Raw genomic sequence first — 23,502 nt, forward strand, 5'->3', positions numbered from 1 at the left:
CGGCGGGCTTGGGGTTCCGGCCGTCCGGGCCGTGCAGCTTGTTCACCCCGAACCGCACCGCGTGCGCGTACGCCTCGTCCGGGTCGAGCCGTCGCAGCTCCTCCGCGATCAGCTCGGCCGTGGAGCGCCGCTGCAGCGCCACATGGCGGTCCGGCTGGCCGGGCACGGACAGCTCGGCGAGCGAGCCGTCGGCGCGGTCCAGGCAGATCTGCCCCTCGCTGGTCTCCATCCGCACGGCGGTGATCCCGGGCCCCTCGGAGACCTTCCGTTCCACCGGCACCCGCAGCCGCTGGGCCAGCCACAGCGCGAGCAGCTCGCTGGACGGGTTGTACTCCTCGCCCTCGATCACGGCGCCGTGGATCGTGGCGTGCTTCTGGTCCAGCGCCGAGGCGAGCACGCTCCGCCAGGGGGTGATGCGGGTCCAGGACAGATCCGTGTCGCCGGGGGCGTAGGTCTCGGCGCGCAGGCCGAGCGCCCCCACCGGGTCCTCCGTCGCGGCGGCGTCGGTGATGCGCCGCTGCGCGAGCCGGCCCAGCCTGTCGTCGGAGGGGTGGCCGGGCGCGTCCTCGGGCCACCAGACGACCACCGGCGCGTCCGGCAGCAGCAGCGGCAGCACCACGCTGTGCGCGTGCGAGGACAGCTCGCCGTGCAGCCGCAGGAGGACCGTTTCCCCGGATCCCACCTCGGTGCCCACCCGCACCTCGGCGTCCAGGCGGTGCTGCGCCCGGTCGCGCGGGGAGCGGCCCGGACGGCGCACCACCACGAGGATGCGCGAGGGGTGCTCCTTGGAGGCGCTGCTGGCCGCCTTGAGCGCGTCGTAGTGGTTGCCCTCGTCGGTGACGATGACCAGGGTCAGCACCATGCCGGTGGCGGGTGAGCCGAGCGCCCTGCGGGCCTTGACCAGTTCCGCGTTGATGAGGCTGGACGTGGTGTCCGTGAGGTCGATGTTCATGGCCGCCGCCAGCTCCGTCCGTCGCGTGCGAGCATCTCGTCGGCGGCCTGGGGACCCCAGGTCCCGGCGGGGTACTGCTCGGGCTTGCCGTGCTTGTCCCAGTACTCCTCGATGGGGTCGAGGATCTCCCAGGACCGCTCGACCTCCTCGTGCCGGGGGAACAGGTTCGCGTCGCCCAGCAGGACGTCGAGGATGAGCCGTTCGTACGCCTCCGGGCTCGACTCGGTGAAGGACTCGCCGTACGCGAAGTCCATCGTGACGTCCCGGATCTCCATCTGCGTGCCCGGCACCTTGGAGCCGAAGCGGATCGTCACGCCCTCGTCCGGCTGGACGCGGATGACGAACGCGTTCTGGCCCAGCTCCTGGGTGTCGGTCGCGTCGAACGGGGAGTGCGGGGCGCGCTGGAAGACGACCGCGATCTCGGTGACACGGCGGCCCAGGCGCTTGCCCGTCCGCAGATAGAACGGGACGCCCGCCCAGCGGCGGTTGTCGATCTCCAGCTTGACCGCGGCGTAGGTGTCGGTCTTCGACTTGGAGTCGATGCCGTCCTCGTCGAGGTAGCCGGCGACCTTCTCGCCGCCCTGCCACCCCGCCGCATACTGCCCGCGCACCGTGTGGCGGCCCAGCTCCCTCGGCAGCCGGACGGCGTTGAGCACTTTGAGCTTCTCGGTGAGCAGCGCGTGGGCGTCGAAGGAGGTGGGCTCCTCCATCGCCGTGAGGGCGAGCAGCTGGAGGAGGTGGTTCTGGATGACGTCGCGGGCCGAGCCGATGCCGTCGTAGTAGCCCGCGCGTCCGCCGATGCCGATGTCCTCGGCCATGGTGATCTGCACATGGTCGACGTACGAGCGGTTCCACAGCGGCTCGAACATCGTGTTCGCGAACCGCACCGCCAGGATGTTCTGGACGGTCTCCTTGCCGAGGTAGTGGTCGATACGGAAGACCTCGTGCGGCTGGAAGACCTCGTGGACGACCGCGTTCAGCTCCCGGGCGCTCTTCAGATCGTGCCCGAACGGCTTCTCGATGACCGCGCGGCGCCAGGATTCCCCCTCGCCGTCCGACAGCCCGTGCTTCTTCAGCTGCGAGACGACGGTGGGGAAGAACTTGGGCGGCACGGAGAGGTAGAAGGCGAAGTTGCCGCCCGTGCCGCGGGACTTGTCCAGCTCGTCGATGGTCGCCTTGAGGGTCCGGAACGCCTCGTCGTCGTCGAAGACGCCCGGCACGAAGCGCATGCCCTCGGCGAGCTGCTGCCAGACCTCCTCGCGGAACGGCGTGCGGGCGTGCTCCTTGACGGCGTCGTGCACGACCTGCGCGAAGTCCTCGTGCTCCCAGTCCCGGCGGGCGAAGCCGACGAGCGAGAAGCCCGGCGGCAGCAGCCCCCGGTTCGCCAGGTCGTAGACGGCGGGCATCAGCTTTTTCCGTGACAAATCGCCCGTGACGCCGAAGATCACCAGGCCCGACGGCCCCGCGATACGCGGGAGCCGCCGGTCCTGGGCGTCACGCAGCGGATTGCCCGTGCTGCTGACGGTGCTCACCTGGCTTACGCCTCCTTCGGGGCGAGACGCTGCAGCTCCGCCTCGGTGGACTTGAGCAGGTCCCGCCAGGCGGACTCGAACTTCTCCACGCCCTCGTCCTCCAGCACCTGCACCACGTCGTCGTAGGAGATGCCCAGCTTGGCGAGGCTGTCCAGCACCTCCTGGGCCGCGGCGTAGCCGTCGCGCACCGTGTCCCCGGTGATCTCGCCGTGGTCCGCGGTGGCCTGCAGGGTGGCCTCCGGCATGGTGTTGACGGTGTTCGGCGCGACCAGCCCGTCGACGTACAGCGTGTCCGGCAGCTGGGGGTCCTTCACACCGGTGGAGGCCCACAGCGGGCGCTGCGCGTTGGCCCCTGCCCTCGTGAGCGCCTGCCAGCGGTCGCCGGCGACGACCTTCTCGTACTCCTGGTAGGCCAGCCGGGCGTTGGCCAGCGCCGCCGTGCTCTTCAGCGCCGCCGCCTCGTCGGTGCCCAGGGCGGCGAGGCGCTTGTCGACCTCGGTGTCCACCCGGGAGACGAAGAACGACGCCACCGAGTGGATCTCCGCCAGGTCCAGGCCCAGGGCCTTCGCCTTCTCCAGGCCCGCCATATAGGCGTCCATGACCTCGCGGTAGCGCTCCAGGGAGAAGATCAGCGTGACATTGACGCTGATGCCCTTGCCGATGGTCTCGGTGATCGCCGGGAGCCCCGCCCTGGTGGCCGGGATCTTGATGAAGGTGTTCGGGCGGTCCACCAGCCAGGCCAGCTGCCGGGCCTCGGCGATGGTCGCCGTGGTGCGGTGCGCCAGCCGCGGGTCCACCTCGATGGAGACCCGGCCGTCCTTGCCGCCGGTGGCGTCGAAGACGGGGCGCAGGACGTCGGCCGCGTCCCGCACATCGGCGGTGGTGATCATGCGGAGGGCCTCGTCCACGGCCACGCCCCGGCTGGCCAGGTCCGCGAGCTGCTGCTCGTAGCCGTCACCGCCGGAAATGGCCTTCTGGAAGATCGCCGGGTTCGTGGTGACGCCCACGACGTGCTGCTCGTCGAGGAGCTCGCCGAGGTTGCCCGAGGTGATCCGCTTGCGGGACAGGTCGTCCAGCCAGATCGCGACGCCTTCGTCGGAGAGGCGCTTCAGTGCGTCCGTCATGGGGTTCGCATCTCCTGTGTTCGTGAGGGTAAAGCTGTCTTTCCTGCGGGTGCGGCCTCAGCGGCCCGCGGCCTTGAGCGACTCCCTGGCGGCGAGCTGCACGGCCTCGGCAGTGAAGCCGAACTCCTTGAACAGCACCTTGCCGTCGGCCGACGCGCCGAAGTGCTCCAGCGAGACCGTGCGGCCCGCGTCCCCCACGTACCGCTGCCAGGTCAGGCCGATGCCCGCCTCCACGGCCACCCGCGCCTTGACGTCGGGCAGCAGCACGCTGTCGCGGTACGCCTGGTCCTGCTCCTCGAACCACTCCACGGACGGCATCGACACCACCCGGGTCGGGACGCCCTCGGCCTGCAGCCGCTCGCGCGCCTCCACCGCGAGCTGCACCTCGGAGCCGGTGCCGATGAGGATGACCTGCGGGTGCCCGCCCTCGGCCTCGAACAGGACGTAGCCGCCCTTCGCGGCGTTCGGGTTCGGCTCGTAGGTCGGCACGCCCTGGCGGGTGAGCGCGAGGCCGTGGGGCGCGGGCTTGGTGCCGTGCCGGCGCTGGATCTCCGCCCAGGCGGTCGCCGTCTCGTTGGCGTCGGCCGGGCGCACGATGTTCAGGCCGGGGATGGCGCGCAGCGCGGACAGGTGCTCGACCGGCTGGTGCGTCGGGCCGTCCTCGCCGAGCCCGACGGAGTCGTGCGTCCACACGTACGTCACCGGCGCCTGCATCAGCGCGGCGAGCCGGACGGCCGGGCGCATGTAGTCGGAGAACACCAGGAAGGTGCCGCCGTAGACCCGGGTGTTGCCGTGCAGCGCGATGCCGTTCATGGTCGAGCCCATGGCGTGCTCGCGGATGCCGAAGTGCACCGTGCGGCCGTACGGGTCGGCGTTCGGCAGCGGGTTGCCCTCCGGGAGGAAGGAGGACGTGTCGAACGTGGTGTTGTTCGACCCCGCGAGGTCGGCCGAGCCGCCCCACAGCTCGGGGATCACCGCACCGAGCGCCTTGAGTACGGCGCCGGACGCCTTGCGGGTGGCGACCGCCTCGCCCGTGGGGAAGGACGGCAGCGCCTTCTCCCAGCCCTCGGGCAGCCTGCCCGCGCTGATCCGGTCGAACTCGGCGGCGCGCTCCGGGGCGGCCCGGCGCCAGGCGTCGAACCGCTCGGACCACGCGGCGTGCGCCTCCTGGCCCCGCTCGACGGCCTTGCGCACATGGGCCAGCACCTCGTCGTCGATGAAGAAGTGCTGCTCCGGGTCGAAGCCCAGTACCTTCTTGGTGGCCGCGACCTCCTCCGCGCCGAGCGCCGTACCGTGCGCGGCCTCGGTGTTCTGCGCGTTCGGGGCCGGCCAGGCGATGATGGAGCGGGCGGCGATGAAGGACGGGCGCCCGGTCTCGGCCCGCGCGGCGCACAGCGCCTGGTAGAGCCCCTGCGGGTCCAGGTCGCCGTTCGGCAGCTGGTCGACGCGCTGGACGTGCCAGCCGTACGCCTCGTAGCGCGCGACGGTGTCCTCGGAGATCGCGGTCTCGGTGTCGCCCTCGATGGAGATGTGGTTGTCGTCCCAGAGCAGCACCAGGTTGCCCAGCTTCTGGTGGCCGGCCAGCGAGGACGCCTCGGCGGAGACGCCCTCCTCCAGGTCGCCGTCGCCGGCCAGCACCCAGACGGTGTGGTCGAACGGCGACTCGCCCGCCGGGGCGTCCGGGTCGAACAGACCGCGCTCGTAGCGCGCTGCCATGGCCATGCCCACGGCGTTGGCGACGCCCTGTCCCAGCGGGCCCGTGGTCGTCTCGACGCCCACCGTGTGGCCGTGCTCGGGGTGGCCCGGGGTGCGGCTGCCCCAGGTGCGGAACGCCTTGAGGTCGTCCATCTCCAGGCCGTAGCCGGCCATGTAGAGCTGGATGTACTGGGTCAGGCTGGAGTGGCCGACGGAGAGCACGAACCGGTCCCGGCCCGTCCACGCCGGGTCGGACGGGTCGTGCCGCATCAGCTTCTGGAAGAGCAGATACGCGACGGGTGCCAGACTCATGGCCGTACCGGGATGGCCGTTGCCGACCTTCTGCACGGAGTCCATGGCCAGGACCCGGATGGTGTCGACGGCCCGCTGGTCCAGATCGGTCCACTCAAGATCTGTGGTGGTCGGCTTGGTGCTCACCCTGCGTCAGGGCTCCTCTCCACATGTTCGGAAGGGCCGGTGGCTCTGCGTCCACCGGGCGGTGTCGAGCGTACCCCCGGTGGTGCGTGCGTCTTTTCGAGCGTTCACGAGCTGGTCACTCGGCACCTCGGGCAACTGGTTCCGGGCTTGCGGTATTCCGCGGGGCCCGCCTGCCGGGCTCTCCGCGACACCCTTCCAGGCTGCCGCGTGTCCCCGCGCCGCGCCTCCCGAACCCGCGTGAAATCCGGCCGCCGCTGCCCGCCGCGGCACTGGGCCGCTGGTGGGGCGGGTGCCAACACGGACCACCCCCCATGACGGGCGAGGTATCCGCAACGTCTAAGGTGGCGTGGTACGCGCGAGCTTGAGCGGGCCTGACGCCCGCGCGCTCGCAGGTTCTTGAGGTGATCAGGGGTGTCCGTGACGGCCGTCGAATCCCGTCCACCGGGGGTACTGGACCACAGTGCCCGCCACCGGCCGTTCGGGGCCCGGGTCAAGGCGTTCATCGCACTGACGAAGCCCAGGATCATCGAGCTGCTGCTCATGACGACCATTCCGGTCATGTTCCTCGCCGCCCAGGGCGTGCCCGACCTGCGGCTCGTCCTGGTCACCTGCGTCGGCGGCTATCTGTCAGCGGGCGGTGCCAACGCGCTCAACATGTACATCGACCGCGACATCGACGCGCTGATGCACCGCACCGAGCAGCGTCCGCTGGTCACCGGCATGGTCAGCCCGCGCGAGTGCCTGGTCTTCGGGATCAGCCTGGCCGTGGGGTCCACCCTGCTGCTGGGCTTCCTGGTGAACTGGCTCTCCGGAGCCCTCGCCCTGGGAGCCCTGCTCTTCTATGTGTTCGTCTACACGCTGCTGCTGAAGCGGCGCACCTCGCAGAACATCGTCTGGGGCGGCATCGCGGGCTGTATGCCCGTGCTGATCGGGTGGTCCTCGGTGAAGAACGAGGTGAGCTGGGCCGCCGTCATCCTCTTCCTCGTCATGTTCTTCTGGACGCCGCCGCACTACTGGCCGCTGTCCATGAAGGTCAAGGACGACTACGCGCGGGTCGGCGTCCCCATGCTGCCGGTCGTCGCCGGCAACAAGGCGGTCGCGACGCAGATCGTCATCTACAGCTGGGTGATGGTCGGCACCTCACTGCTGCTGTGGCCGCTCGGCTACGTCGGCTGGTTCTACCCCGTCGTGGCGCTGCTGGCGGGCGGCCTGTGGCTGTGGGAGGCGCACGCCCTGCGGGCCCGCGCGAAGGCGGGCGTGACGGGGGCCAAGCTGAAGGAGATGCGGCTCTTCCACTGGTCCATCACCTATGTGTCGCTGGTCTTCGTAGCGGTGGCGGTCGACCCCTTCCTGCGCTGACGCGGGCCGGGGCGCCCCCTCCCCGGAGGGGAAGAGGGCACCCGGCGCGATCGCGGTCACGGCTGTGCGGGGCCGCCGATCTGGAGGCCGGCCATCCGGCTCCACTCGTAGGGCCCGGTGCGCACCCGGTCCGCCATCTCCCCGTCGAAGCCCTCCCGCGCGGGCACCTCGGCGCGGGCCAGCGCCTGCTCGGCGTCCTCCTTCGTGGGGGCCATCAGGTCGCCCCACGTCCCGTCCGCCGCGACCAGGACGATACGGAATCCGACCTGCCCGACATAGGCGATCTGCCCCTCGGCACTGCCCCCGTGCGCCCGGGTGAACGCGCTGATCTCCTTGGCGAGCCGGGCCGCCTGCTTGCTGGTGTCTGCTGCCATGACCCCGATGCTACCGGCGGGTAAGCCAACCGGCGACGGTCCCCGGCCGCCACCCGAACCGCACCCGGCCGTTAAACCGTGTGGGGGCGGAGGGGGAGAGGGGCCCGCATATGCTCGTCGACCAGCACAGCCACGGAGTTCTCCACACGGAGCTCGGCCTCGCCACCTTCGAGGCGCGGCTCGCCGCGGAGGCCGGCGCCGGCGCGCCGTACCGCGGCACCTTCTACGAGGGCTCCTTCTACGACAGCGGCCCGGGGCTGGCCGTACGCCGCTGGTGCCCGCCGCTGCTCGGCCTGGAGCCGCACTGCCCACCCGCCCGCTATCTGGCACGCAGGCGCGAGATGGGCGCGTACGCCGCAGCGCGCGCTCTGCTGCACGGCAGCGGCATCGGCTGCTTCCTGGTGGACACCTCCCCGGCGGGCGCGTCCGACACGCCCGAGAACCCCGGCGGCGGCGTCGGCGGCCCGGACGGGCACGGCGGCCCCGGCGGCCCCGGGGGCCACGGCGCGCTCCGCCCGGAGGCCGGGGAGGCGCTCATGGCGGGGGCGTGCGAGGGACCCGCCGCGCCGTACGGGCTGACCTCGCCCGGCGAGCTGGCCGCCGCCTCCGGCGGCCGGGTGCGGGAGGCGGTCGGCCTGGAGGCGCTCGCCGCGCAGATCGCCGACACCTCGGGGTCGGTCCGCGCGTTCGTCACCAACACCGCCGAGGCCCTCCACACCGCGGCGCGTGGCACCGTCGCCTTCATCAGCGGCGCCGGCTTCCACGAGGCGGAGCCGCCCGGCCTGGGCGAGGTCCTGTCGGCGGCGGCCCGCTGGCTGCGGCACCGCGCGGAGGCGTCCGTACAGCCGCTGCGGCGGATAGCCGGACTCGCGCTGCACCACGAGCCCGTGCTGGTCCGGCACCTGCTGTGGAGCGCCCTGACCACCGGCAGGCCCCTGCAGCTGCGCTGCGGCGACCCGGCGCCGCTGGAGGGCTTTCTGGGCGCGACCACGGGGCGGGGCACCGCGCTGGTGCTACTGGCCCGCCCTCCGCACCACCGCGCGGCGGCCCGGCTGGCGGCGGCCTTCCCGCACGTCTACGCGGACGCCGGGCCGTCGCCCGCCGAGACGCTGGCGGAGGCGCCGTTCGGGAAGCTGCTGTTCGCCACCCGCGCGCGGGCGCTGCCCGAGCTGTACGTCACCCGGGCACGCGGCTTCACGGCCGCGCTGGGGCGGGTGCTGGCGGAATGGGTCGAGGAGGGGGTGTGCGCCCGCGCGGACGCCTCCCGGATCGCCGCCCGTATCGCCTGCGGCAACGCCTCCCGCGTCTACGGGCTGGGCGTCGGGGAGGGGGAAGGCGCCGGGCGCTGAGGCGCCTCGGACGCCGGGGAGGGGACGGAGGGCGCCGTGGCCGCCTGCACGACGGCCCGCTCGTTCTGCGGCAGTCCGCGCTCCCTCAGCGACAGCAGGACGCGCAGCATCGCGAGCCACACCAGGGACGAGCCCAGCAGGTGGGCGGCGACCAGGGCCTCGGGCACGTCGGTGAAGTACTGCACGTAGCCGATGACGCCCTGGGACATCAGCACGAGGAACAGGTCGCGGGTGCACCGCTTGGGCCCGACCGGCGCGTCCACAGCGCGCAGCACGAACCACAGCGCCAGCGTCAGTCCGACCACGATCCAGGCGAGGTCGGCGTGCACCTGCGCGACGGTCTTCCAGTCGACCGGCATCCGCGGCACATCGCTGCTGTCGCCCGCGTGCGGCCCGGAGCCGGTGACGACGGTGCCGGCGGTGATGAGCAGCGCGGTGAACACCGTCAGCGCCCACACCAGCTGCTTGACGGCCTTGCCGGCCAGCGGGCGGGGCGGCGTGTCGCCCTCCCGGGCGCGCAGCCAGGTCAGCGTGGTGACGGTGAGCAGCCCGAGGGCGGCCAGGAAGTGGCCCGCGACGGTGTACGGGTTCAGGTCGGTCAGCACCGTGATGCCGCCGACCACACCGTTGCTCATCACCAGCCAGAACTGCGACCAGGCGAGCCGGCTCAGCCCCCGGCGGCGCGGCTTCGCGGCCCGTACGACGATGATGGCCCAGCCCACCGCGGCGGACACCACCCACGTCATCATCCGGTTGCCGAACTCGATGGCGCCGTGGAACCCCATTTCCGAGGTGGCCACCAGGCTGTTGTCGCTGCACTTGGGCCAGGTGTCGCAGCCCAGCCCGGAGCCCGTGAGCCGCACGGCCCCGCCGCTCACCACGATGACGACGCTCATCAGCATGGCGAGGAAGGTCGCCTGCTGGAGGGTGCGCTGGGTCGGCGTCCAGCGCGCGGCGATATACGCGAGGGGGTTGCGTACGGCTTCGAGCAGATTCGGCACGGGCCCATCGTAGAGCGCCGCTTGTGCATGGATTCACGAGGGGGTGCCGGGCGCGCGGGCCCCGTGCTCACTCCCACCGGAAGAAGCGGGCCGCCGCCCCGAGGCCGAGCACGGCCCAGACGGCGAGGATGCCCAGGTCGGCCCAGGGCAGGCCGGCGCCGTGCCGGAGCACGTCCCGCAGTCCGTCGGAGAGCGCCGCGATGGGCAGCAGCCCCAGCGCGTCCTGGGCGCCCTGGGGGAACTTGTCCATCGGCACGACCACGCCGCCGCCGATCAGCAGCAGGATGAACACCAGGTTCGCGGCGGCCAGGGTCGCCTCGGCGCGCAGCGTCCCGGCCATCAGCAGCCCGAGCCCGGAGAAGGCCGCCGTCCCGAGGACGAGCAGCAGGGCGACGGCGGCGGGGTTGCCGTGCGGGGACCAGCCGAGCGCCAGCGCCACCACCGTGAGCAGCACGATCTGCAGCGCCTCGATGACCAGGACGGAGCAGGTCTTCGCGGCCATCAGCCCCCAGCGCGGCAGCGGGGAGGCGCCGAGCCGCTTCAGTACGCCGTACCGGCGCTCGAACCCGGTCGAGATGGCCTGCCCGGTGAACGCGGTGGACAGCACCGCCAGCGCGAGGATCCCGGGCGCGAGGAAGTCGACCCGCTCTCCGGCGCCGGTGTCGACGATGTCCACGGCGCTGAAGAGCACCAGCAGCAGCGTCGGGATGACGACGGTGAGCAGCAGCTGCTCCCCGTTGCGCAGCAGCGTCCTGGTCTCCAGCAGCGCCTGCGCGCGGATCATCCGGGGCAGCGGCGCGGCCCCGGGCTTCGGCGCGTACGTTCCCTCGACGCTCATGACCGCAGCTCCCTCCCCGTCAGCTCCAGGAAGACGTCCTCCAGGGTGCGGCGCTCGACCGAGATGCGGTCGGGCAGTACGCCGTTCTGGGCGCACCAGGACGTCACGGTGGCGAGCAGCTGCGGGTCGACGGTGCCGGTGAGGCGGTAGCTGCCGGGGCTCAGCTCCACGGCGACGGTCTCCGCGGGGAGGGCCTTGAGCAGCGAGCCCAGGTCCAGTCCCGGGCGTCCGCCGAACCGCAGGGTGTTCTCGGCGCCGCCCTTGCACAGCTCCTCGGGCGTCCCCTGGGCGATGACCCGGCCGCCGTCCACGATGGCGACGTCGTCGGACAGCTCCTCGGCCTCGTCCATGGCGTGCGTGGTCAGCAGTACGGTCACGCCGTCGGTGCGCAGCTCCCGCACCAGGTCCCAGGTGGCGTGCCGGGCCTGCGGGTCGAGGCCCGCGGTGGGCTCGTCGAGGAAGACCAGCTCGGGGCGGCCGACCAGGGCCAGCGCGAGCGCGAGGCGCTGCTGCTGGCCGCCGGAGAGGCGGCGGTAGGGCGTTCTCCCGCACGAGCCGAGGCCGAGCCGTTCGACCAGCGACGGGACGTCGAGGGGGTGGGCGTGCAGGGTGGCCATGTGGCGCAGGGTCTCCTCGGCGCGCGCCGTGGGGTAGATCCCGCCGCTCTGCAGCATGACGCCGATCCGCGGGCGCAGTGCGGCGCCGTCGGCGACGGGGTCGAGGCCGAGGACGCGGACCGTGCCCGCGTCGGGGCTGCGGTAGCCCTCGCAGGTCTCGATGGTGGTGGTCTTGCCCGCGCCGTTGGGGCCGAGGAAGGCGGTGACGGTGCCGCGCAGGACGGACAGGTCGAGTCCGTCGACGGCGGTCTTGTCCCCGTACCTCTTCACCAGCCCCGCGACTTCCACAGCCGCAGAAGTTTGCATGGACGCAGTCTAAGGAGGTCGCGCGCCCCGTACGGGCGGGGGCGCCGGTAAGGCTCCCCTTACGTGACGCACCCCATTGTGGCAGGTCACAGAGGCGGGTTGCCGGGCCCAGCGGAATTAAGCAACAATGGCGTTGTGAAAAAGAGGGGTAAGGCTCGGGAGGCGCGTCCGGCGGCCACACAGGCCACCGGTTCCGCACCCGTGTCCGGCGCCCCGGATGAACAGCACGGCACGCGCAACAAGGTCGCGCGCTCCATTCTCGACCACGGCCCGTCCACCGCTGCCGAGCTGGCGCTGCGGCTGGAGCTGACCCAGGCGGCCGTCCGGCGCCATCTGGACGCACTGGTGGCGGAGGGCGTGGTCGAGCCCCGTGAGAAGCGGGTCTACGGCGCGCGGGGCCGGGGCCGCCCGGCCAAGGTCTTCGCCCTCACGGACTGCGGGAGGGACGCCTTCGACCAGGCGTACGACCAGCTCGCGGCCGACGCCCTGCGGTGGATCGCCCAGTCCGCCGGCGGCGGCGAGGTCGGCGAGGCGGCCGTGGCGGCCTTCGCCCGCGCCCGTATCGCGCAGGACGCGGAGAAGTACCGCGCGGCCCTGGAGGACGTGCCGCCCGAGCAGCGGGCGAGGGCGCTTGCGGCGGCCCTCACCGAGGACGGGTACGCTGCCACGGCGCGCGGCGCGCCGGCCTCGGCCGGGGAGCAGCTCTGCCAGCACCACTGCCCGGTGGTGCACACCGCCGAGCAGTTCCCGCAGCTGTGCGAGGCGGAGACCGAGCTCTTCTCCCAGCTGCTCGGCACCCATGTGCAGCGCCTGGCGACCATCGCGCACGGCGACGGGGTGTGCACCACGTTCATCCCGCATGCACACCGGGCCCATCCGAAGACCCCCAGCACGACCACCAGCACGACGAGCAACGCCATCACCACAGCCACCGCATCGGTGAACGAGGCCGGGAGGAACCCCGAATGACCGCTCCCACGGAGACTGCCCACCCCGAGCTGGAAGGTCTGGGCAACTACGAGTACGGCTGGGCCGACTCCGACGAGGCCGGTGCCGCCGCCAAGCGCGGCCTGTCCGACGAGGTCGTCCGTGACATCTCGGGCAAGAAGAACGAGCCCGACTGGATGCTCAAGCTCCGTCTGAAGGGGCATCGGCTCTTCGAGAAGAAGCCCATGCCGACCTGGGGCTCGGACCTGACCGGCATCGACTTCGCCAACATCAAGTACTTCGTGCGCTCCACCGAGAAGCAGGCCCAGACGTGGGAGGACCTGCCGGAGGACATCAAGAACACCTACGACAAGCTCGGCATCCCGGAGGCGGAGAAGCAGCGCCTGGTGGCCGGCGTCGCCGCGCAGTACGAGTCGGAGGTCGTCTACCACCAGATCCGCGAGGACCTGGAGAAGCAGGGCGTCCTCTTCCTGGACACCGACACGGCGCTCAGGGAGCACCCGGAGCTCTTCCAGGAGCACTTCGGCACCGTCATCCCCGCGGGTGACAACAAGTTCGCGGCGCTCAACACCGCCGTGTGGTCCGGCGGCTCCTTCATCTACGTCCCGCCGGGCGTGCACGTCGACATCCCGCTCCAGGCGTACTTCCGGATCAACACCGAGAACATGGGCCAGTTCGAGCGGACCCTGATCATCGTCGACGAGAACGCCTATGTGCACTACGTCGAGGGCTGCACCGCGCCGATCTACAACTCGGACTCGCTGCACTCCGCCGTCGTCGAGATCATCGTGAAGAAGGGCGGCCGCTGCCGCTACACCACGATCCAGAACTGGTCGAACAACGTCTACAACCTGGTCACCAAGCGCGCCGTGGCCTACGAGGGCGCGACCATGGAGTGGGTCGACGGCAACCTCGGCTCCAAGGTGACGATGAAGTACCCCGCCGTCTACCTGATGGGCGAGCACGCCAAGGGCGAGACCCTGTCGGTCGCCTTCGCGGGCGAGGGCCAGCACCAGGACGCGGGCGCCAAGATGGTGCACATGGCGCCGCGCACCTCGTCGAACATCGTCTCCAAGTCGGTGGCGCGCAGCGGCGGGCGCACCTCGTACCGCGGTCTGATCGAGATCGGCGAGGGCGCCGAGGGCTCCAAGTCCAACGTGCTGTGCGACGCGCTGCTGGTCGACACCGTCTCCCGCTCCGACACCTACCCGTATGTCGACGTCCGCGAGGACGACGTCACGATGGGCCACGAGGCGACCGTCTCCAAGGTCAGCGACGACCAGCTGTTCTATCTGATGCAGCGCGGCCTGTCCGAGGACGAGGCCATGGCGATGATCGTCCGCGGCTTCGTCGAGCCGATCGCCAAGGAGCTGCCCATGGAGTACGCGCTGGAGCTGAACCGGCTGATCGAGCTCCAGATGGAGGGCGCGGTGGGCTGACGCCGCGTCGGCCCGCATCCCCCCGTCCAGCCCCCATCCTCCTGATCCAGAAAGCGAGCAACACGACAGCCATGGCTGAGGCTCAGAACATCCCAGCCGGCGCCACCACGTCCGGCGCCGTCGCCGTCGCGGCGGAGTCCACCACCGCGACGCGGATGAGTGCGCCCCCGTCCTTCGACGTGGCGGACTTCCCGGTGCCGCACGGCCGCGAGGAGGAGTGGCGCTTCACTCCCCTGGAGCGGCTGAAGGGCCTGCACGACGGCACCGCCGACGCGTCCGGTGCGATCAAGATCGAGGTGTCCGCGCCCGACGGGGTCACCGTCGAGACGGTCCCGCGGGACGACGCGCGGATCGGCCGGGCCGGCAAGCCCGTCGACCGGGTGGCGGCCCAGGCGTTCTCCTCCTTCGAGAAGGCCACCGTCATCTCGGTGCCCAAGGAGGCCGTGCTCGCCGAGCCGGTGCGGGTCGGCCTGCACGGCGAGGGCGGCGCGACCTACGGGCACACCGTCTTCGACATCGGCGCCTTCGCCGAGGCCGTCATCGTCATCGACCACACCGGGGACGCGGTCCGCTCGGCCAACGTCGAGTTCGTCCTGGGCGACGGCGCGAAGGTCACCTTCGTCTCCGTGCAGGACTGGGACGACACGGCGGTGCACTGCTCCCAGCACAACGCGCTGGTCGGCCGGGACGCGACCTTCAAGTCCGTCGTCGTCACCTTCGGCGGCGACGTGGTCCGGCTCAGCCCCCGCGTCAGCTACGCCGGCCCCGGCGGCGAGGCCGAGCTGTACGGGCTGTACTTCACCGACACGGGCCAGCACCAGGAGCACCGTCTGCTGGTCGATCACGACACCCCCAACTGCCGCTCCAACGTGGCCTACAAGGGCGCGCTCCAGGGCGAGGACGCGCACGCGGTGTGGATCGGTGACGTGCTCATCCGGGCCGAGGCCACCGGCACCGACACCTACGAGCTGAACCGCAACCTGGTGCTCACCGACGGCGCCCGGGTCGACTCGGTCCCCAACCTGGAGATCGAGACCGGGGAGATCGTCGGCGCCGGGCACGCCTCGGCCACCGGCCGCTTCGACGACGAGCAGCTGTTCTATCTGATGGCGCGCGGCATCGCCGAGCAGGAGGCCCGCCGCCTGGTCGTGCGCGGCTTCTTCGCCGAGCTGGTCCAGCAGATCGGCCTGCCGGACCTGGAGGAGCGGCTGATCGCCAAGATCGAGACCGAGCTGGAGGCGTCCGTCTCATGAGCGCCACCGCAGAGTTCGTACGCGCCGCCGCGCTGAGTGACCTGGAAGAGGACACTCCGCTGCGCGTCGAGCTGGGCGGGGTCCCGGTCTCGCTCGTCCGGACCGAGGGCGAGGTGTTCGCGATCTACGACATCTGCTCGCACGCCAACGTCTCGCTCTCCGAGGGCGAGGTGGAGGACTGCCAGATCGAGTGCTGGCTGCACGGCTCCACCTTCGACCTGCGCACCGGCAAGCCCTCCGGGCTGCCCGCCACCCGCCCCGTACCCGTCTACCCCGTCAAGATCGAAGGGGACGATGTGCTCGTCTCCGTCACCCAGGAGTCCTGAAGTCCCCATGGCAACGCTTGAGATCAACGACCTGCACGTCTCCGTCGAGACCGAGGGTGGCCCGAACGAGATCCTGCGCGGTGTCGACCTGACCGTGAAGCAGGGCGAGACGCACGCGATCATGGGCCCGAACGGCTCCGGCAAGTCCACCCTGGCCTACTCCCTGGCCGGCCACCCGAAGTACTCCGTCACCAGCGGCTCGGTGAAGCTCGACGGCGAGGACGTCCTGGAGATGTCCGTCGACGAGCGGGCCCGCGCCGGCGTCTTCCTCGCCATGCAGTACCCGGTCGAGGTCCCCGGTGTCTCGGTGTCCAACTTCCTGCGCACCTCCGCCACCGCGATGCGCGGCGAGGCGCCCAAGCTGCGTACCTGGGTCAAGGAGGTCAAGGAGGCCATGGAGCGGCTCTCCATCGACCCGGCCTTCGCCGAGCGCAACGTCAACGAGGGCTTCTCCGGCGGCGAGAAGAAGCGCCACGAGATCCTTCAGCTGGAGCTGCTGAAGCCGCAGATCGCGATCCTGGACGAGACCGACTCCGGCCTCGACGTGGACGCGCTGCGCGTGGTCTCCGAGGGCGTCAACCGGGTCCGCGAGAGCGGCGAGGTCGGCACCCTGCTGATCACCCACTACACCCGCATCCTGCGGTACATCAAGCCCGACTTCGTGCATGTCTTCGCCAAGGGCCGGATCGCCGAGTCCGGCGGCCCCGAGCTGGCGGACAAGCTGGAGGAGGAGGGCTACGAGGAGTATGTGAAGGGTGGTGCCGCTGCGTGACCTCAACTCTGCCGGGCCTTCTCGACACCGAGGCGATCCGGAAGGACTTCCCCATCCTGGACCGCGTGGTCCACGACGGCGCGAAGCTCGTCTACCTGGACAACGCCGCCACGTCCCAGAAGCCCACCCAGGTGCTCGACGCGCTGGCCGACTACTACGAGCGGCACAACGCCAATGTGCACCGCGGCGTCCATGTGCTCGCCGAGGAGGCCACGGCGCTGTACGAGAGCGCGCGTGACAAGGTCGCGGAGTTCATCAACGCGCCCAGCCGGGACGAGGTCGTCTTCACCAAGAACGCCTCGGAGTCCCTCAATCTCGTGGCGAACATGCTCGGCTGGGCCGACGAGCCCTACCGCGTCGAGCGCGGCACCGAGATCGTCATCACCGAGATGGAGCACCACTCCAACATCGTGCCGTGGCAGCTGCTCGCGCAGCGCACGGGCGCGGAGCTGAAGTGGTTCGGGCTGACCGACGGCGGGCGGCTCGATGTCTCCGGCGTGGACGAGCTGATCACCGAGCGGACCAAGGTCGTCGCGCTCACCCTGGTGTCCAACATCATGGGCACGATCAACCCGCTGGAGCCCATCATCCGCCGCGCGCAGGAGGTCGGCGCGCTGGTCGTGGTCGACGCCTCGCAGGCGGCCCCGCATATGCCGCTGGACGTGCAGGACCTGCAGGCCGACTTCGTCGCCTTCACCGGGCACAAGATGTGCGGTCCGACCGGCATCGGTGTGCTCTGGGGCCGCCAGGAGCTGCTGGAGGACCTGCCGCCGTTCCTGGGCGGCGGGGAGATGATCGAGACGGTCACCATGCACTCCTCGACCTACGCCCCGGCGCCGCACAAGTTCGAGGCGGGCACCCCGCCGGTCGCGCAGGCGGTCGGGCTCGGCGTCGCCGTGGACTATCTCTCGGCGATCGGCATGGACCGCATCTGGCAGCACGAGCACGCCCTCACCGAGTACGCGGTGCGCAGGCTGCGGGAGATCCCCGACCTCAGGATCATCGGCCCGGACTCGGCCGAGGACCGGGGCGCCACGATCTCCTTCACCCTGGGCGACATCCATCCGCACGATGTGGGCCAGGTGCTGGACGAGCAGGGCATCGCGGTCCGGGTGGGCCACCACTGCGCACGCCCGGTGTGTCTGCGCTATGGAATTCCTGCGACCACGCGAGCGTCGTTCTATCTGTACAACACGCCCGCCGAGGTCGACGCTCTGGCCGACGGGCTGGAACACGTACGGAATTTCTTCGCATAGGGCTGTGAGGGGCTGTCGGTGAAGCTGGACTCGATGTACCAGGACGTGATCCTGGACCACTACAAGCATCCGCACGGGCGCGGCTTGCGCGACGGCGATGCCGAGGCGCACCACACCAACCCGACCTGCGGGGACGAGATCACCCTGCGGGTGCGGTACGACGGTGAAACGATCCAGGACGTCTCGTACGAGGGCCAGGGCTGCTCCATCAGCCAGGCCAGCGCCTCCGTGCTGAACGAGCTGCTCGTCGGCAAGGAGCTGCCGGAGGCGCGGAGGATCCAGGACACGTTTCTGGAGCTGATGCAGTCCAAGGGGCAGATCGAGCAGGCCGATATCGATGTGATGGAGGACGTGCTGGAGGACGCGGTCGCGTTCGCCGGGGTCTCGAAGTATCCGGCGCGGGTGAAGTGTGCTCTGCTGAGCTGGATGGCATGGAAGGACGCGACAGCGCAGGTGTTCAGCGAGAAGGAGAGGGGCGCGGCATGACGGAGATGACCACCAAGCCCGCCGAGGAGGACGAGGTCCGCGAGGCGATGATGGACGTCGTCGACCCCGAGCTGGGTATCGACGTCGTCAATCTCGGCCTGGTCTACGGCGTCCACGTCGACGACTCCAACGTCGCCACGATCGATATGACGCTCACCTCGGCGGCCTGTCCGCTGACCGACGTCATCGAGGACCAGGCCCGCTCGGCGACGGAGGGCATCGTCAACGAACTGAAGATCAACTGGGTCTGGATGCCGCCCTGGGGCCCGGACAAGATCACCGATGACGGCCGCGAGCAGCTGCGCGCGCTGGGCTTCAACGTCTGAGCCCGGCACGCCGGGGCACCGGCGCTGACATCACCATGCCCGCCAGCCATGCTGGCGGGCATGACTCTTTCGCTCTACCAGATCGCCGTGGACGCGCACGACCTCGCCGGGCTGGCCCGCTTCTGGGCGCAGGTGCTGGACTGGCGGATCGTGCACCAGGACCCGGACGAGGTGATCATCGCCCCCTCGCCCGAGGCGCTGCCCGGGATCGTCTTCCTGCCGGTGCCGGAGGAGAAGGCCGGCAAGAACCGGCTGCACCTGGACCTGACCCCCGGGGAGGGGGAGTGGGACGCCGAGGTCGAGCGGCTGCTGGCGCTGGGCGCCCGGCGCGCCGACGTGGGGCAGCGCGAGGACGTGCCGTGGATCGTCCTGGCCGACCCCGAGGGGAACGAGTTCTGCGTGCTGGCCCACAAGAAGACCCTGCTGGACTGAACCGGATCGGAGCCTGATCCGAAAGTCAGTGTACGAGCGTACATATCGCTGTGTACGCTCGTACGTATGATGTACGCGACGCTCTCCGGTGCCATCCTGGCCGAGGTCCTGGCGACCACCTCCATGAAGTACAGCGACGGCTTCAGCAGGCTGTGGCCCTCGCTGGCCACCGGGCTCGGGTATGTTGTGGCCTTCGTACTGCTCGCGCACACGCTGAAGACGATGTCCGTCGGCACCGCCTACGCCATCTGGTCCGGCGCGGGCACGGCCGCCATCGCCCTGATCGGCATGGTCTTCGTCGGCGAGGCCGTGTCGGCGGCGAGGATACTGGGAGTGCTGCTGGTGATCTGCGGAGTGATCGTGCTGAATCTGGGAGGTGCGCACTGATGGCGCGCCGCTACGACCCCGATCGGCGGCAGCGGATCATCGACGCCGCGATCCGCATCGTGGAGCTGAAGGGCATCGAGGCGCTCAGCCACCGCTCCGTGGCCGCCGAGGCCGATGTACCGCTCGGCTCCACCACGTACCACTTCGCGAGCCTGGACGAGCTGCTCGTCGCCGCGCTGGAACAGGTCACCTGCGAGCCGGTGAGCGCCATCGAGGGCTGGGAGGCCAGGCTGTCCGGCGGCGACTCGCTGCTGGACGCGCTCACCCAGCTGCTGGAGGAGTACACCTCCGGCGGCCGCGGCCGGATCCGGCTGGAGTACGAGCTGTATCTGGCCGCGCTCAGCCGCCCGCTGCTCCAGCCGGTGGCCGCCGCCTGGCTGGACGAGATGGCCGGGGTGCTCGGGCGGCACACCCCCGACCTCGCCACGGCACGGGCGCTCACGGCCCTGATAGACGGGCTGCTGCTGCAGTTCCTGCTCACCGACCGGCCCTTCGACCGCACGGAGGTCCGGGCCGCGCTCGCCCGGGTGATCGGCTGACGGGCGACGGCCTGGCATCCGGGCCGGTTCGTCAGCGCGGGGGTGCGCCGGATAGCGTTCCTGGCATGACCGAAGCACCCACCACCCGCACCACCGGCGCCGTCGCCGCCGGGCTTGCCACCATCACCGCCGGGGGAACCGTCCTCGACACCTGGTACCCCGCCCCCGAGCTGCGCGACGCGCCGGGGCCCGCCGGCTCCGAGCGGCTGGACGCCGCGCGCGCCGCCGAGCTGCTCGGGGAGGCGGCACCGCAGGCCATCGGGCCCGACCCGCTCCGCGGCGTCGAGGTCGTCGCCGTCCGCACGGTCATCGCCTCCCTCGACGACAAGCCGCTGGACGCGCACGACGTCTATCTGCGGCTGCATCTGCTCAGCCACCGGCTGGTCCGCCCGCACGGGCAGAACCTGGACGGCATCTTCGCCCACCTGGCCAACGTCGCCTGGACCAGCCTGGGACCCGTGCCGCTCGACACCCTGGAGGACGTCCGGCTGAGGGCCCGCGCCGCGGGCCGGCCGCTCGCCGTCACCAGCGTCGACAAGTTCCCGCGGATGACGGACTACGTGGCCCCGCAGGGCGTCCGGATCGGCGACGCCGACCGCGTCCGCCTCGGCGCGCACCTGGCCGAGGGCACCACGGTGATGCACGAGGGCTTCTGCAACTTCAACGCCGGGACGCTGGGCACCTCCATGGTCGAGGGCCGGATCAGCGCGGGCGTCGTGCTGGGCAACGGCACCGACCTGGGCGGCGGCGGCTCGATCATGGGCACCCTCTCCGGCGGCGGCAAGGAGACCATCGCGGTCGGCGAGCGCTGCCTGATCGGCGCCGAGTCCGGCATCGGCATCTCCCTCGGCGACGACTGCGTCGTCGAGGCCGGCCTCTATGTCACGGCAGGAACGCGGGTGACGCTGCCGGACGGGAAGATCGTGAAGGCCGCCGAGCTGTCCGGGGCCCGCAATCTGCTCTTCCGCCGCAACTCCGTCTCCGGCACGGTCGAGGTGCTGCAGCGCAGCGGTTCCTGGGGCGGGCTCAACGAGGCCCTCCACACCCACAACTGACCCCCGAAGCCGAGGGGGCGCGGATACGCTGGGCGTATGCGTGAACTTGCCGCCGGTGCGCGGTACTTGGGGCGGGGCCAGCGCTGGGTGCTGGGGCACGGACGGTGGCTCGGCTTCGGCCTGCTGCCCGCGCTGGTCACCTTCGTCCTCTACACGGCGGCGCTCGTCGCGCTCGCCTTCTGGACGGGCGACATCGCGAGCTGGGCCACGCCCTTCGCGGACGACTGGGGCTCGCCCTGGCGGACGCTGCTGCGGACCGTGTTCGCGGTGCTGCTGTGGCTCGCCCTCGCGGCTGTCTCCGTCGTCAGCTTCGCCGCCGTCACCCTGCTGATCGGCGACCCGTTCTACGAGAAGCTGTCGGAGCAGGTCGAGGAGTCCGAGGGCGAGCTGCCCGAGGGCCCCGACCTGTCGCTGTGGCGAGGGCTGTGGGTCTCCCTCCGCGACAGCCTCTTCGTGCTGGGCCGCACCCTGATGTGGACGGTGCCGCTGTTCTTCCTGGGCTTCGTGCCGTTCTTCGGCCAGACCGTGGTCCCCCTCGCCGGCCTCTGCGTCGCCGGGTTCTTCCTCACCCTGGAGCTGGCCTCGGTCGCGCTGGAGCGCCGGGGGGTCCCGGTGCGCGAGCGGCTGCGGATGCTGCGGCAGCGCAGGGCGCTCGCGCTCGGCTTCGGGGTGCCGCTGGTGCTGCTCTTCCTCGTCCCCTTCGTGGCGGTCCTGCTGATGCCGGGCGCGGTGGCGGGCGCGGCGCTGCTCGTGCGGGACCTGACCGGCGCGGGGGACGAGGACGAGGCAGAGGACGCGGAGGGGGCTACCGCAGCCGGATCCGGACCACGGACGGATCGTGGTCACTGGCCTGATCCGCGAACTCCGCGTTGATGTGGACGATGTCGTACCGGGGCCGCCCCGCGCCGGGGCTCGTCAGGATGTGGTCCAGTGCCTGCGAGTTGCCCTGGAAGACATAGCCGTACTGCTCGCTGCGGGGCAGCCGGTCCATCGGGCTGGTGAGCGCGCCGCCGGCGCGGAGCGCGTCCAGCGAGGGGGAGAACGGGAAGTCGTTGAAGTCGCCGCCCGCGACGACCACCGCGTCCGGGTCAACCGCACGCACCTCACGGACGAACGAATTCACCAGCTTCGCCTGTTCGACGCGCTGCGGCTCCGAGTAGCGGGTCGGCGGCTGGAAGCGGCTGTACAGCGGCTGGTCGCCCTCCAGATCGCCGCCGCCCTTCGAGCTGAAGTGGTTCGCGAGGACGAAGACCGGGCGGCCCCGGAACCGGAACTCGCCCGCGAGCGGCTTCCGGCTCGCCTCCCACGCCGGGTCCTGCGGCGCGATCCGGCCCGGCGAGGCGGTCAGCGCCGGGGTGCCGGCGTGGTCGGCGACCCCGACCGGGGTGGTGGCGTCGCCTCCCGGGCGATCGGTGAAGGAGACGCGCTCGGGGTTGTAGAGGAACGCGACCCGGATGTTGCCGCCCGGCTGGCCGCCGTCCTGGCCGTCCTCGGGATCGATCTGCCGCCATTCGTACGCGGGCCCGCCCGCCTTCCGTACCGCGTCGGCGAGCATCCTGAGCGTCTTCCCGGCGCTCACGGTGCCGTCGTCGGCCGGGCCGGTGTCGTCCTGGACCTCCTCGACGGTGACGATGTCCGGCGAGGCCAGATTCTTCACCAGGGCCGTCGCCAGCCGGTCGAACTTGGCGGGCTCCGTCCTGGGGGACAGGTTCTCGACGTTGTACGTCGCGACGGACAGCTCGTCGCGGCGCTGCGGCCGGGTCCGCTCGCGCCGCAGCCGCCGGTCCTGGCGCGTGCCCAGCTCGGTGGCGCGCAGGGCGTAGCCGCCGTACTGGTCGTAGTCCAGCGGGCCCTCGGTGGTGCCGCGCAGCCGGTCGCCGACGTTGGCGACGGGGAAGGGGCGGGTGTCCAGGTCGAGCAGCGAGGAGACCTTGACGCGGGCGCCGTTCTGCGCCGCGTACGAGCCGTAGAAGGTGCCGCCGCGCCGGGTGCGGTGCTGACCGGGGTCGCTGGTCACAAAGAGGTCGTGGTAGCGGGACGTGGGGCCCGTCACCCGCGCGTTGCGCACGGAGACCCGCATGCCCTCCAGCGACTCGTAGCGGTCCAGGGCGTAGCGGCCCGGGCGCAGGGTGCGGCCCTCGATGCTGCCGCCGCCCGCGTCCGGTGCGTACGCCTCGGGCACGCTGCGCGGGGTGAGGCGGAACGCGGCGGGCAGCCGGTGGCCGTGCCCGTGGACGGTCCAGGTGGCGTCGGTGAGCTGGGTGAGCGACTGGCCGCCGGAGCCCTTGCCGCCGGGGTAGAACTCGCCGACGGTGCCGGAGACCCGCAGGGTGTCGCCCGCGCGGACCTGCGGCGTCTGCTTGCCGGTGTAGACGAAGATCCCCTCGCTGGTGGCCGGGTCGCGGTCCGGGCGGGGGTCCTGGAGCCAGAAGCCGCGCGCCGAGCCGAAGCCGCGCACCCCGGTGACGACGCCGGGGACGCCGGTGACGGGCCGGCCCGCGAGCGGGGAGATCCGGGTGCTGCCCTGGATGTCGTGGATGCGCACACCGTCGGTACGCGCGGCGGTCCCGGCGTTGCCGGCGTCGTCGGCGTTCTCGGCGTTCGCCGCGGGCGGCAGGACGAGCAACGTGGAGCACAGCGCGGCAACGGTGACCGCGGATCTGCGGGCCGGACGGGATGACACGGAAGCCTCCGGGGG

24 protein-coding genes are annotated in these 23,502 nt (G+C 71.4%); 15 read left to right on the forward strand and 9 right to left on the reverse strand.

Going from position 1 to position 23,502, the window contains the following annotated elements; all coding sequences use genetic code 11:
• The 4 genes from opcA to tkt all read right to left on the reverse strand — a co-directional run.
• Positions 1–952: glucose-6-phosphate dehydrogenase assembly protein OpcA (gene opcA, locus G5C65_RS08780; RefSeq protein ID WP_165298137.1), on the reverse strand; the 952-nt coding region annotated here is incomplete at its 3' end.
• Complete coding sequence (gene zwf, locus G5C65_RS08785; RefSeq protein WP_165298138.1) at positions 949–2,484, reverse strand: glucose-6-phosphate dehydrogenase; 1,536 nt, start codon at positions 2,482–2,484, stop codon at positions 949–951. The genes opcA and zwf, both read right to left, overlap by 4 nt.
• A gap of 5 nt (positions 2,485–2,489) precedes the next feature.
• A complete protein-coding gene (gene tal, locus G5C65_RS08790; RefSeq protein ID WP_165298140.1) occupies positions 2,490–3,608 on the reverse strand; it encodes a transaldolase in 1,119 nt (372 codons plus the stop codon).
• A gap of 57 nt (positions 3,609–3,665) precedes the next feature.
• Complete coding sequence (gene tkt, locus G5C65_RS08795) at positions 3,666–5,741, reverse strand: transketolase (RefSeq protein WP_165298142.1); 2,076 nt, start codon at positions 5,739–5,741, stop codon at positions 3,666–3,668.
• Positions 5,742–6,152: 411 nt separating this feature from the next.
• Between tkt and G5C65_RS08800 the strand changes: the two genes are divergently transcribed.
• The gene (locus G5C65_RS08800; protein WP_165298144.1) at positions 6,153–7,100 is read left to right on the forward strand and encodes a heme o synthase; all 948 of its coding nucleotides are present in this window, start codon (positions 6,153–6,155) and stop codon (positions 7,098–7,100) included.
• 56 nt (positions 7,101–7,156) lie between these two features.
• On the opposite strand, the gene G5C65_RS08805 is transcribed toward G5C65_RS08800, so the two are convergent.
• The gene (locus tag G5C65_RS08805) at positions 7,157–7,474 is read right to left on the reverse strand and encodes a hypothetical protein (protein ID WP_165298145.1); all 318 of its coding nucleotides are present in this window, start codon (positions 7,472–7,474) and stop codon (positions 7,157–7,159) included.
• A gap of 110 nt (positions 7,475–7,584) precedes the next feature.
• Here G5C65_RS08805 and G5C65_RS38450 point away from each other — a divergent pair, with 110 nt between their 5' ends.
• The gene (locus G5C65_RS38450) at positions 7,585–8,823 is read left to right on the forward strand and encodes an amidohydrolase (RefSeq protein ID WP_206441406.1); all 1,239 of its coding nucleotides are present in this window, start codon (positions 7,585–7,587) and stop codon (positions 8,821–8,823) included.
• Here G5C65_RS38450 and G5C65_RS08815 read toward each other — a convergent pair.
• The 3 genes from G5C65_RS08815 to G5C65_RS08825 form a co-directional block, all read right to left on the reverse strand.
• Positions 8,781–9,824: a COX15/CtaA family protein gene (locus tag G5C65_RS08815; protein ID WP_165298147.1), complete on the reverse strand. Its 1,044-nt coding sequence runs from the start codon at positions 9,822–9,824 to the stop codon at positions 8,781–8,783. The genes G5C65_RS38450 and G5C65_RS08815 overlap by 43 nt on opposite strands.
• A gap of 67 nt (positions 9,825–9,891) precedes the next feature.
• Positions 9,892–10,662, reverse strand: coding sequence for an ABC transporter permease (locus G5C65_RS08820; RefSeq protein ID WP_165298149.1), 771 nt, complete (start codon positions 10,660–10,662; stop codon positions 9,892–9,894).
• Positions 10,659–11,585, reverse strand: a complete 927-nt coding sequence (locus G5C65_RS08825) for an ABC transporter ATP-binding protein (protein ID WP_165298151.1) — start codon at positions 11,583–11,585, stop codon at positions 10,659–10,661. Before G5C65_RS08825 ends, G5C65_RS08820 begins: the two co-directional genes overlap by 4 nt.
• Before the next feature lie 135 nt (positions 11,586–11,720).
• On the opposite strand from G5C65_RS08825, the gene G5C65_RS08830 reads away from it, so the two are divergent.
• The 13 genes from G5C65_RS08830 (at position 11,721) to G5C65_RS08890 (ending at position 21,677) form a co-directional block, all read left to right on the forward strand.
• A complete protein-coding gene (locus G5C65_RS08830; protein WP_165298152.1) occupies positions 11,721–12,554 on the forward strand; it encodes a helix-turn-helix transcriptional regulator in 834 nt (277 codons plus the stop codon).
• Entirely contained in the window at positions 12,551–13,972 is a 1,422-nt protein-coding gene (sufB, locus tag G5C65_RS08835) for a Fe-S cluster assembly protein SufB (protein ID WP_165298153.1), read from the forward strand. Before G5C65_RS08830 ends, sufB begins: the two co-directional genes overlap by 4 nt.
• Positions 13,973–14,043: 71 nt before the next feature.
• Positions 14,044–15,225 (forward strand): Fe-S cluster assembly protein SufD, encoded by a 1,182-nt coding sequence (gene sufD / locus G5C65_RS08840; RefSeq protein ID WP_165298154.1) that lies wholly within the window; start codon positions 14,044–14,046, stop codon positions 15,223–15,225.
• Complete coding sequence (locus G5C65_RS08845; RefSeq protein ID WP_165298156.1) at positions 15,222–15,551, forward strand: non-heme iron oxygenase ferredoxin subunit; 330 nt, start codon at positions 15,222–15,224, stop codon at positions 15,549–15,551. The genes sufD and G5C65_RS08845 overlap by 4 nt, the downstream gene beginning before the upstream one ends.
• Positions 15,552–15,558: 7 nt before the next feature.
• Positions 15,559–16,323, forward strand: coding sequence for a Fe-S cluster assembly ATPase SufC (gene sufC, locus G5C65_RS08850; RefSeq protein WP_165298157.1), 765 nt, complete (start codon positions 15,559–15,561; stop codon positions 16,321–16,323).
• Entirely contained in the window at positions 16,320–17,579 is a 1,260-nt protein-coding gene (locus G5C65_RS08855; RefSeq protein ID WP_338146288.1) for a cysteine desulfurase, read from the forward strand. The genes sufC and G5C65_RS08855 overlap by 4 nt, the downstream gene beginning before the upstream one ends.
• A gap of 18 nt (positions 17,580–17,597) precedes the next feature.
• The gene (sufU, locus tag G5C65_RS08860; RefSeq protein WP_165298159.1) at positions 17,598–18,065 is read left to right on the forward strand and encodes a Fe-S cluster assembly sulfur transfer protein SufU; all 468 of its coding nucleotides are present in this window, start codon (positions 17,598–17,600) and stop codon (positions 18,063–18,065) included.
• Positions 18,062–18,391, forward strand: coding sequence for a metal-sulfur cluster assembly factor (locus G5C65_RS08865; protein WP_165298161.1), 330 nt, complete (start codon positions 18,062–18,064; stop codon positions 18,389–18,391). The genes sufU and G5C65_RS08865 overlap by 4 nt, the downstream gene beginning before the upstream one ends.
• A 60-nt stretch (positions 18,392–18,451) precedes the next feature.
• Complete coding sequence (locus G5C65_RS08870; RefSeq protein ID WP_165298162.1) at positions 18,452–18,823, forward strand: VOC family protein; 372 nt, start codon at positions 18,452–18,454, stop codon at positions 18,821–18,823.
• 66 nt (positions 18,824–18,889) lie between these two features.
• Complete coding sequence (locus G5C65_RS08875; protein WP_165298163.1) at positions 18,890–19,210, forward strand: DMT family transporter; 321 nt, start codon at positions 18,890–18,892, stop codon at positions 19,208–19,210.
• Positions 19,210–19,749 (forward strand): TetR/AcrR family transcriptional regulator, encoded by a 540-nt coding sequence (locus G5C65_RS08880; protein ID WP_206441407.1) that lies wholly within the window; start codon positions 19,210–19,212, stop codon positions 19,747–19,749. The genes G5C65_RS08875 and G5C65_RS08880 overlap by 1 nt, the downstream gene beginning before the upstream one ends.
• A gap of 65 nt (positions 19,750–19,814) precedes the next feature.
• Positions 19,815–20,804, forward strand: a complete 990-nt coding sequence (gene dapD, locus G5C65_RS08885) for a 2,3,4,5-tetrahydropyridine-2,6-dicarboxylate N-succinyltransferase (protein WP_165298165.1) — start codon at positions 19,815–19,817, stop codon at positions 20,802–20,804.
• A 36-nt stretch (positions 20,805–20,840) separates the two neighbouring features.
• Complete coding sequence (locus tag G5C65_RS08890; protein ID WP_165298167.1) at positions 20,841–21,677, forward strand: EI24 domain-containing protein; 837 nt, start codon at positions 20,841–20,843, stop codon at positions 21,675–21,677.
• On the opposite strand, the gene G5C65_RS08895 is transcribed toward G5C65_RS08890, so the two are convergent.
• Positions 21,610–23,487 (reverse strand): endonuclease/exonuclease/phosphatase family protein, encoded by a 1,878-nt coding sequence (locus tag G5C65_RS08895; protein ID WP_165298169.1) that lies wholly within the window; start codon positions 23,485–23,487, stop codon positions 21,610–21,612. The two genes, G5C65_RS08890 and G5C65_RS08895, sit on opposite strands and share 68 nt — an antisense overlap.
• Positions 23,488–23,502 lie beyond the last annotated feature (15 nt).

Source organism: Streptomyces boncukensis, from assembly GCF_011045075.1.
Lineage (GTDB): Bacteria > Actinomycetota > Actinomycetes > Streptomycetales > Streptomycetaceae > Streptomyces > Streptomyces boncukensis.

Excerpts from the sequence above, each read along its gene's own strand:
- tal (WP_165298140.1), bottom strand. The coding sequence starts at position 3,608 with ATGACGGACGCACTGAAGCGCCTCTCCGACGAAGGCGTCGCGATCTGG.
- G5C65_RS08805 (WP_165298145.1), bottom strand. The coding sequence starts at position 7,474 with ATGGCAGCAGACACCAGCAAGCAGGCGGCCCGGCTCGCCAAGGAGATC.
- G5C65_RS38450 (WP_206441406.1), top strand. The coding sequence starts at position 7,585 with ATGCTCGTCGACCAGCACAGCCACGGAGTTCTCCACACGGAGCTCGGC.
- G5C65_RS08820 (WP_165298149.1), bottom strand. The coding sequence starts at position 10,662 with ATGAGCGTCGAGGGAACGTACGCGCCGAAGCCCGGGGCCGCGCCGCTG.
- G5C65_RS08825 (WP_165298151.1), bottom strand. The coding sequence starts at position 11,585 with ATGCAAACTTCTGCGGCTGTGGAAGTCGCGGGGCTGGTGAAGAGGTAC.
- sufB (WP_165298153.1), top strand. The coding sequence starts at position 12,551 with ATGACCGCTCCCACGGAGACTGCCCACCCCGAGCTGGAAGGTCTGGGC.
- sufD (WP_165298154.1), top strand. The coding sequence starts at position 14,044 with ATGGCTGAGGCTCAGAACATCCCAGCCGGCGCCACCACGTCCGGCGCC.
- G5C65_RS08845 (WP_165298156.1), top strand. The coding sequence starts at position 15,222 with ATGAGCGCCACCGCAGAGTTCGTACGCGCCGCCGCGCTGAGTGACCTG.
- sufC (WP_165298157.1), top strand. The coding sequence starts at position 15,559 with ATGGCAACGCTTGAGATCAACGACCTGCACGTCTCCGTCGAGACCGAG.
- G5C65_RS08865 (WP_165298161.1), top strand. The coding sequence starts at position 18,062 with ATGACGGAGATGACCACCAAGCCCGCCGAGGAGGACGAGGTCCGCGAG.
- G5C65_RS08870 (WP_165298162.1), top strand. The coding sequence starts at position 18,452 with ATGACTCTTTCGCTCTACCAGATCGCCGTGGACGCGCACGACCTCGCC.
- G5C65_RS08875 (WP_165298163.1), top strand. The coding sequence starts at position 18,890 with ATGATGTACGCGACGCTCTCCGGTGCCATCCTGGCCGAGGTCCTGGCG.
- G5C65_RS08880 (WP_206441407.1), top strand. The coding sequence starts at position 19,210 with ATGGCGCGCCGCTACGACCCCGATCGGCGGCAGCGGATCATCGACGCC.
- dapD (WP_165298165.1), top strand. The coding sequence starts at position 19,815 with ATGACCGAAGCACCCACCACCCGCACCACCGGCGCCGTCGCCGCCGGG.
- G5C65_RS08890 (WP_165298167.1), top strand. The coding sequence starts at position 20,841 with ATGCGTGAACTTGCCGCCGGTGCGCGGTACTTGGGGCGGGGCCAGCGC.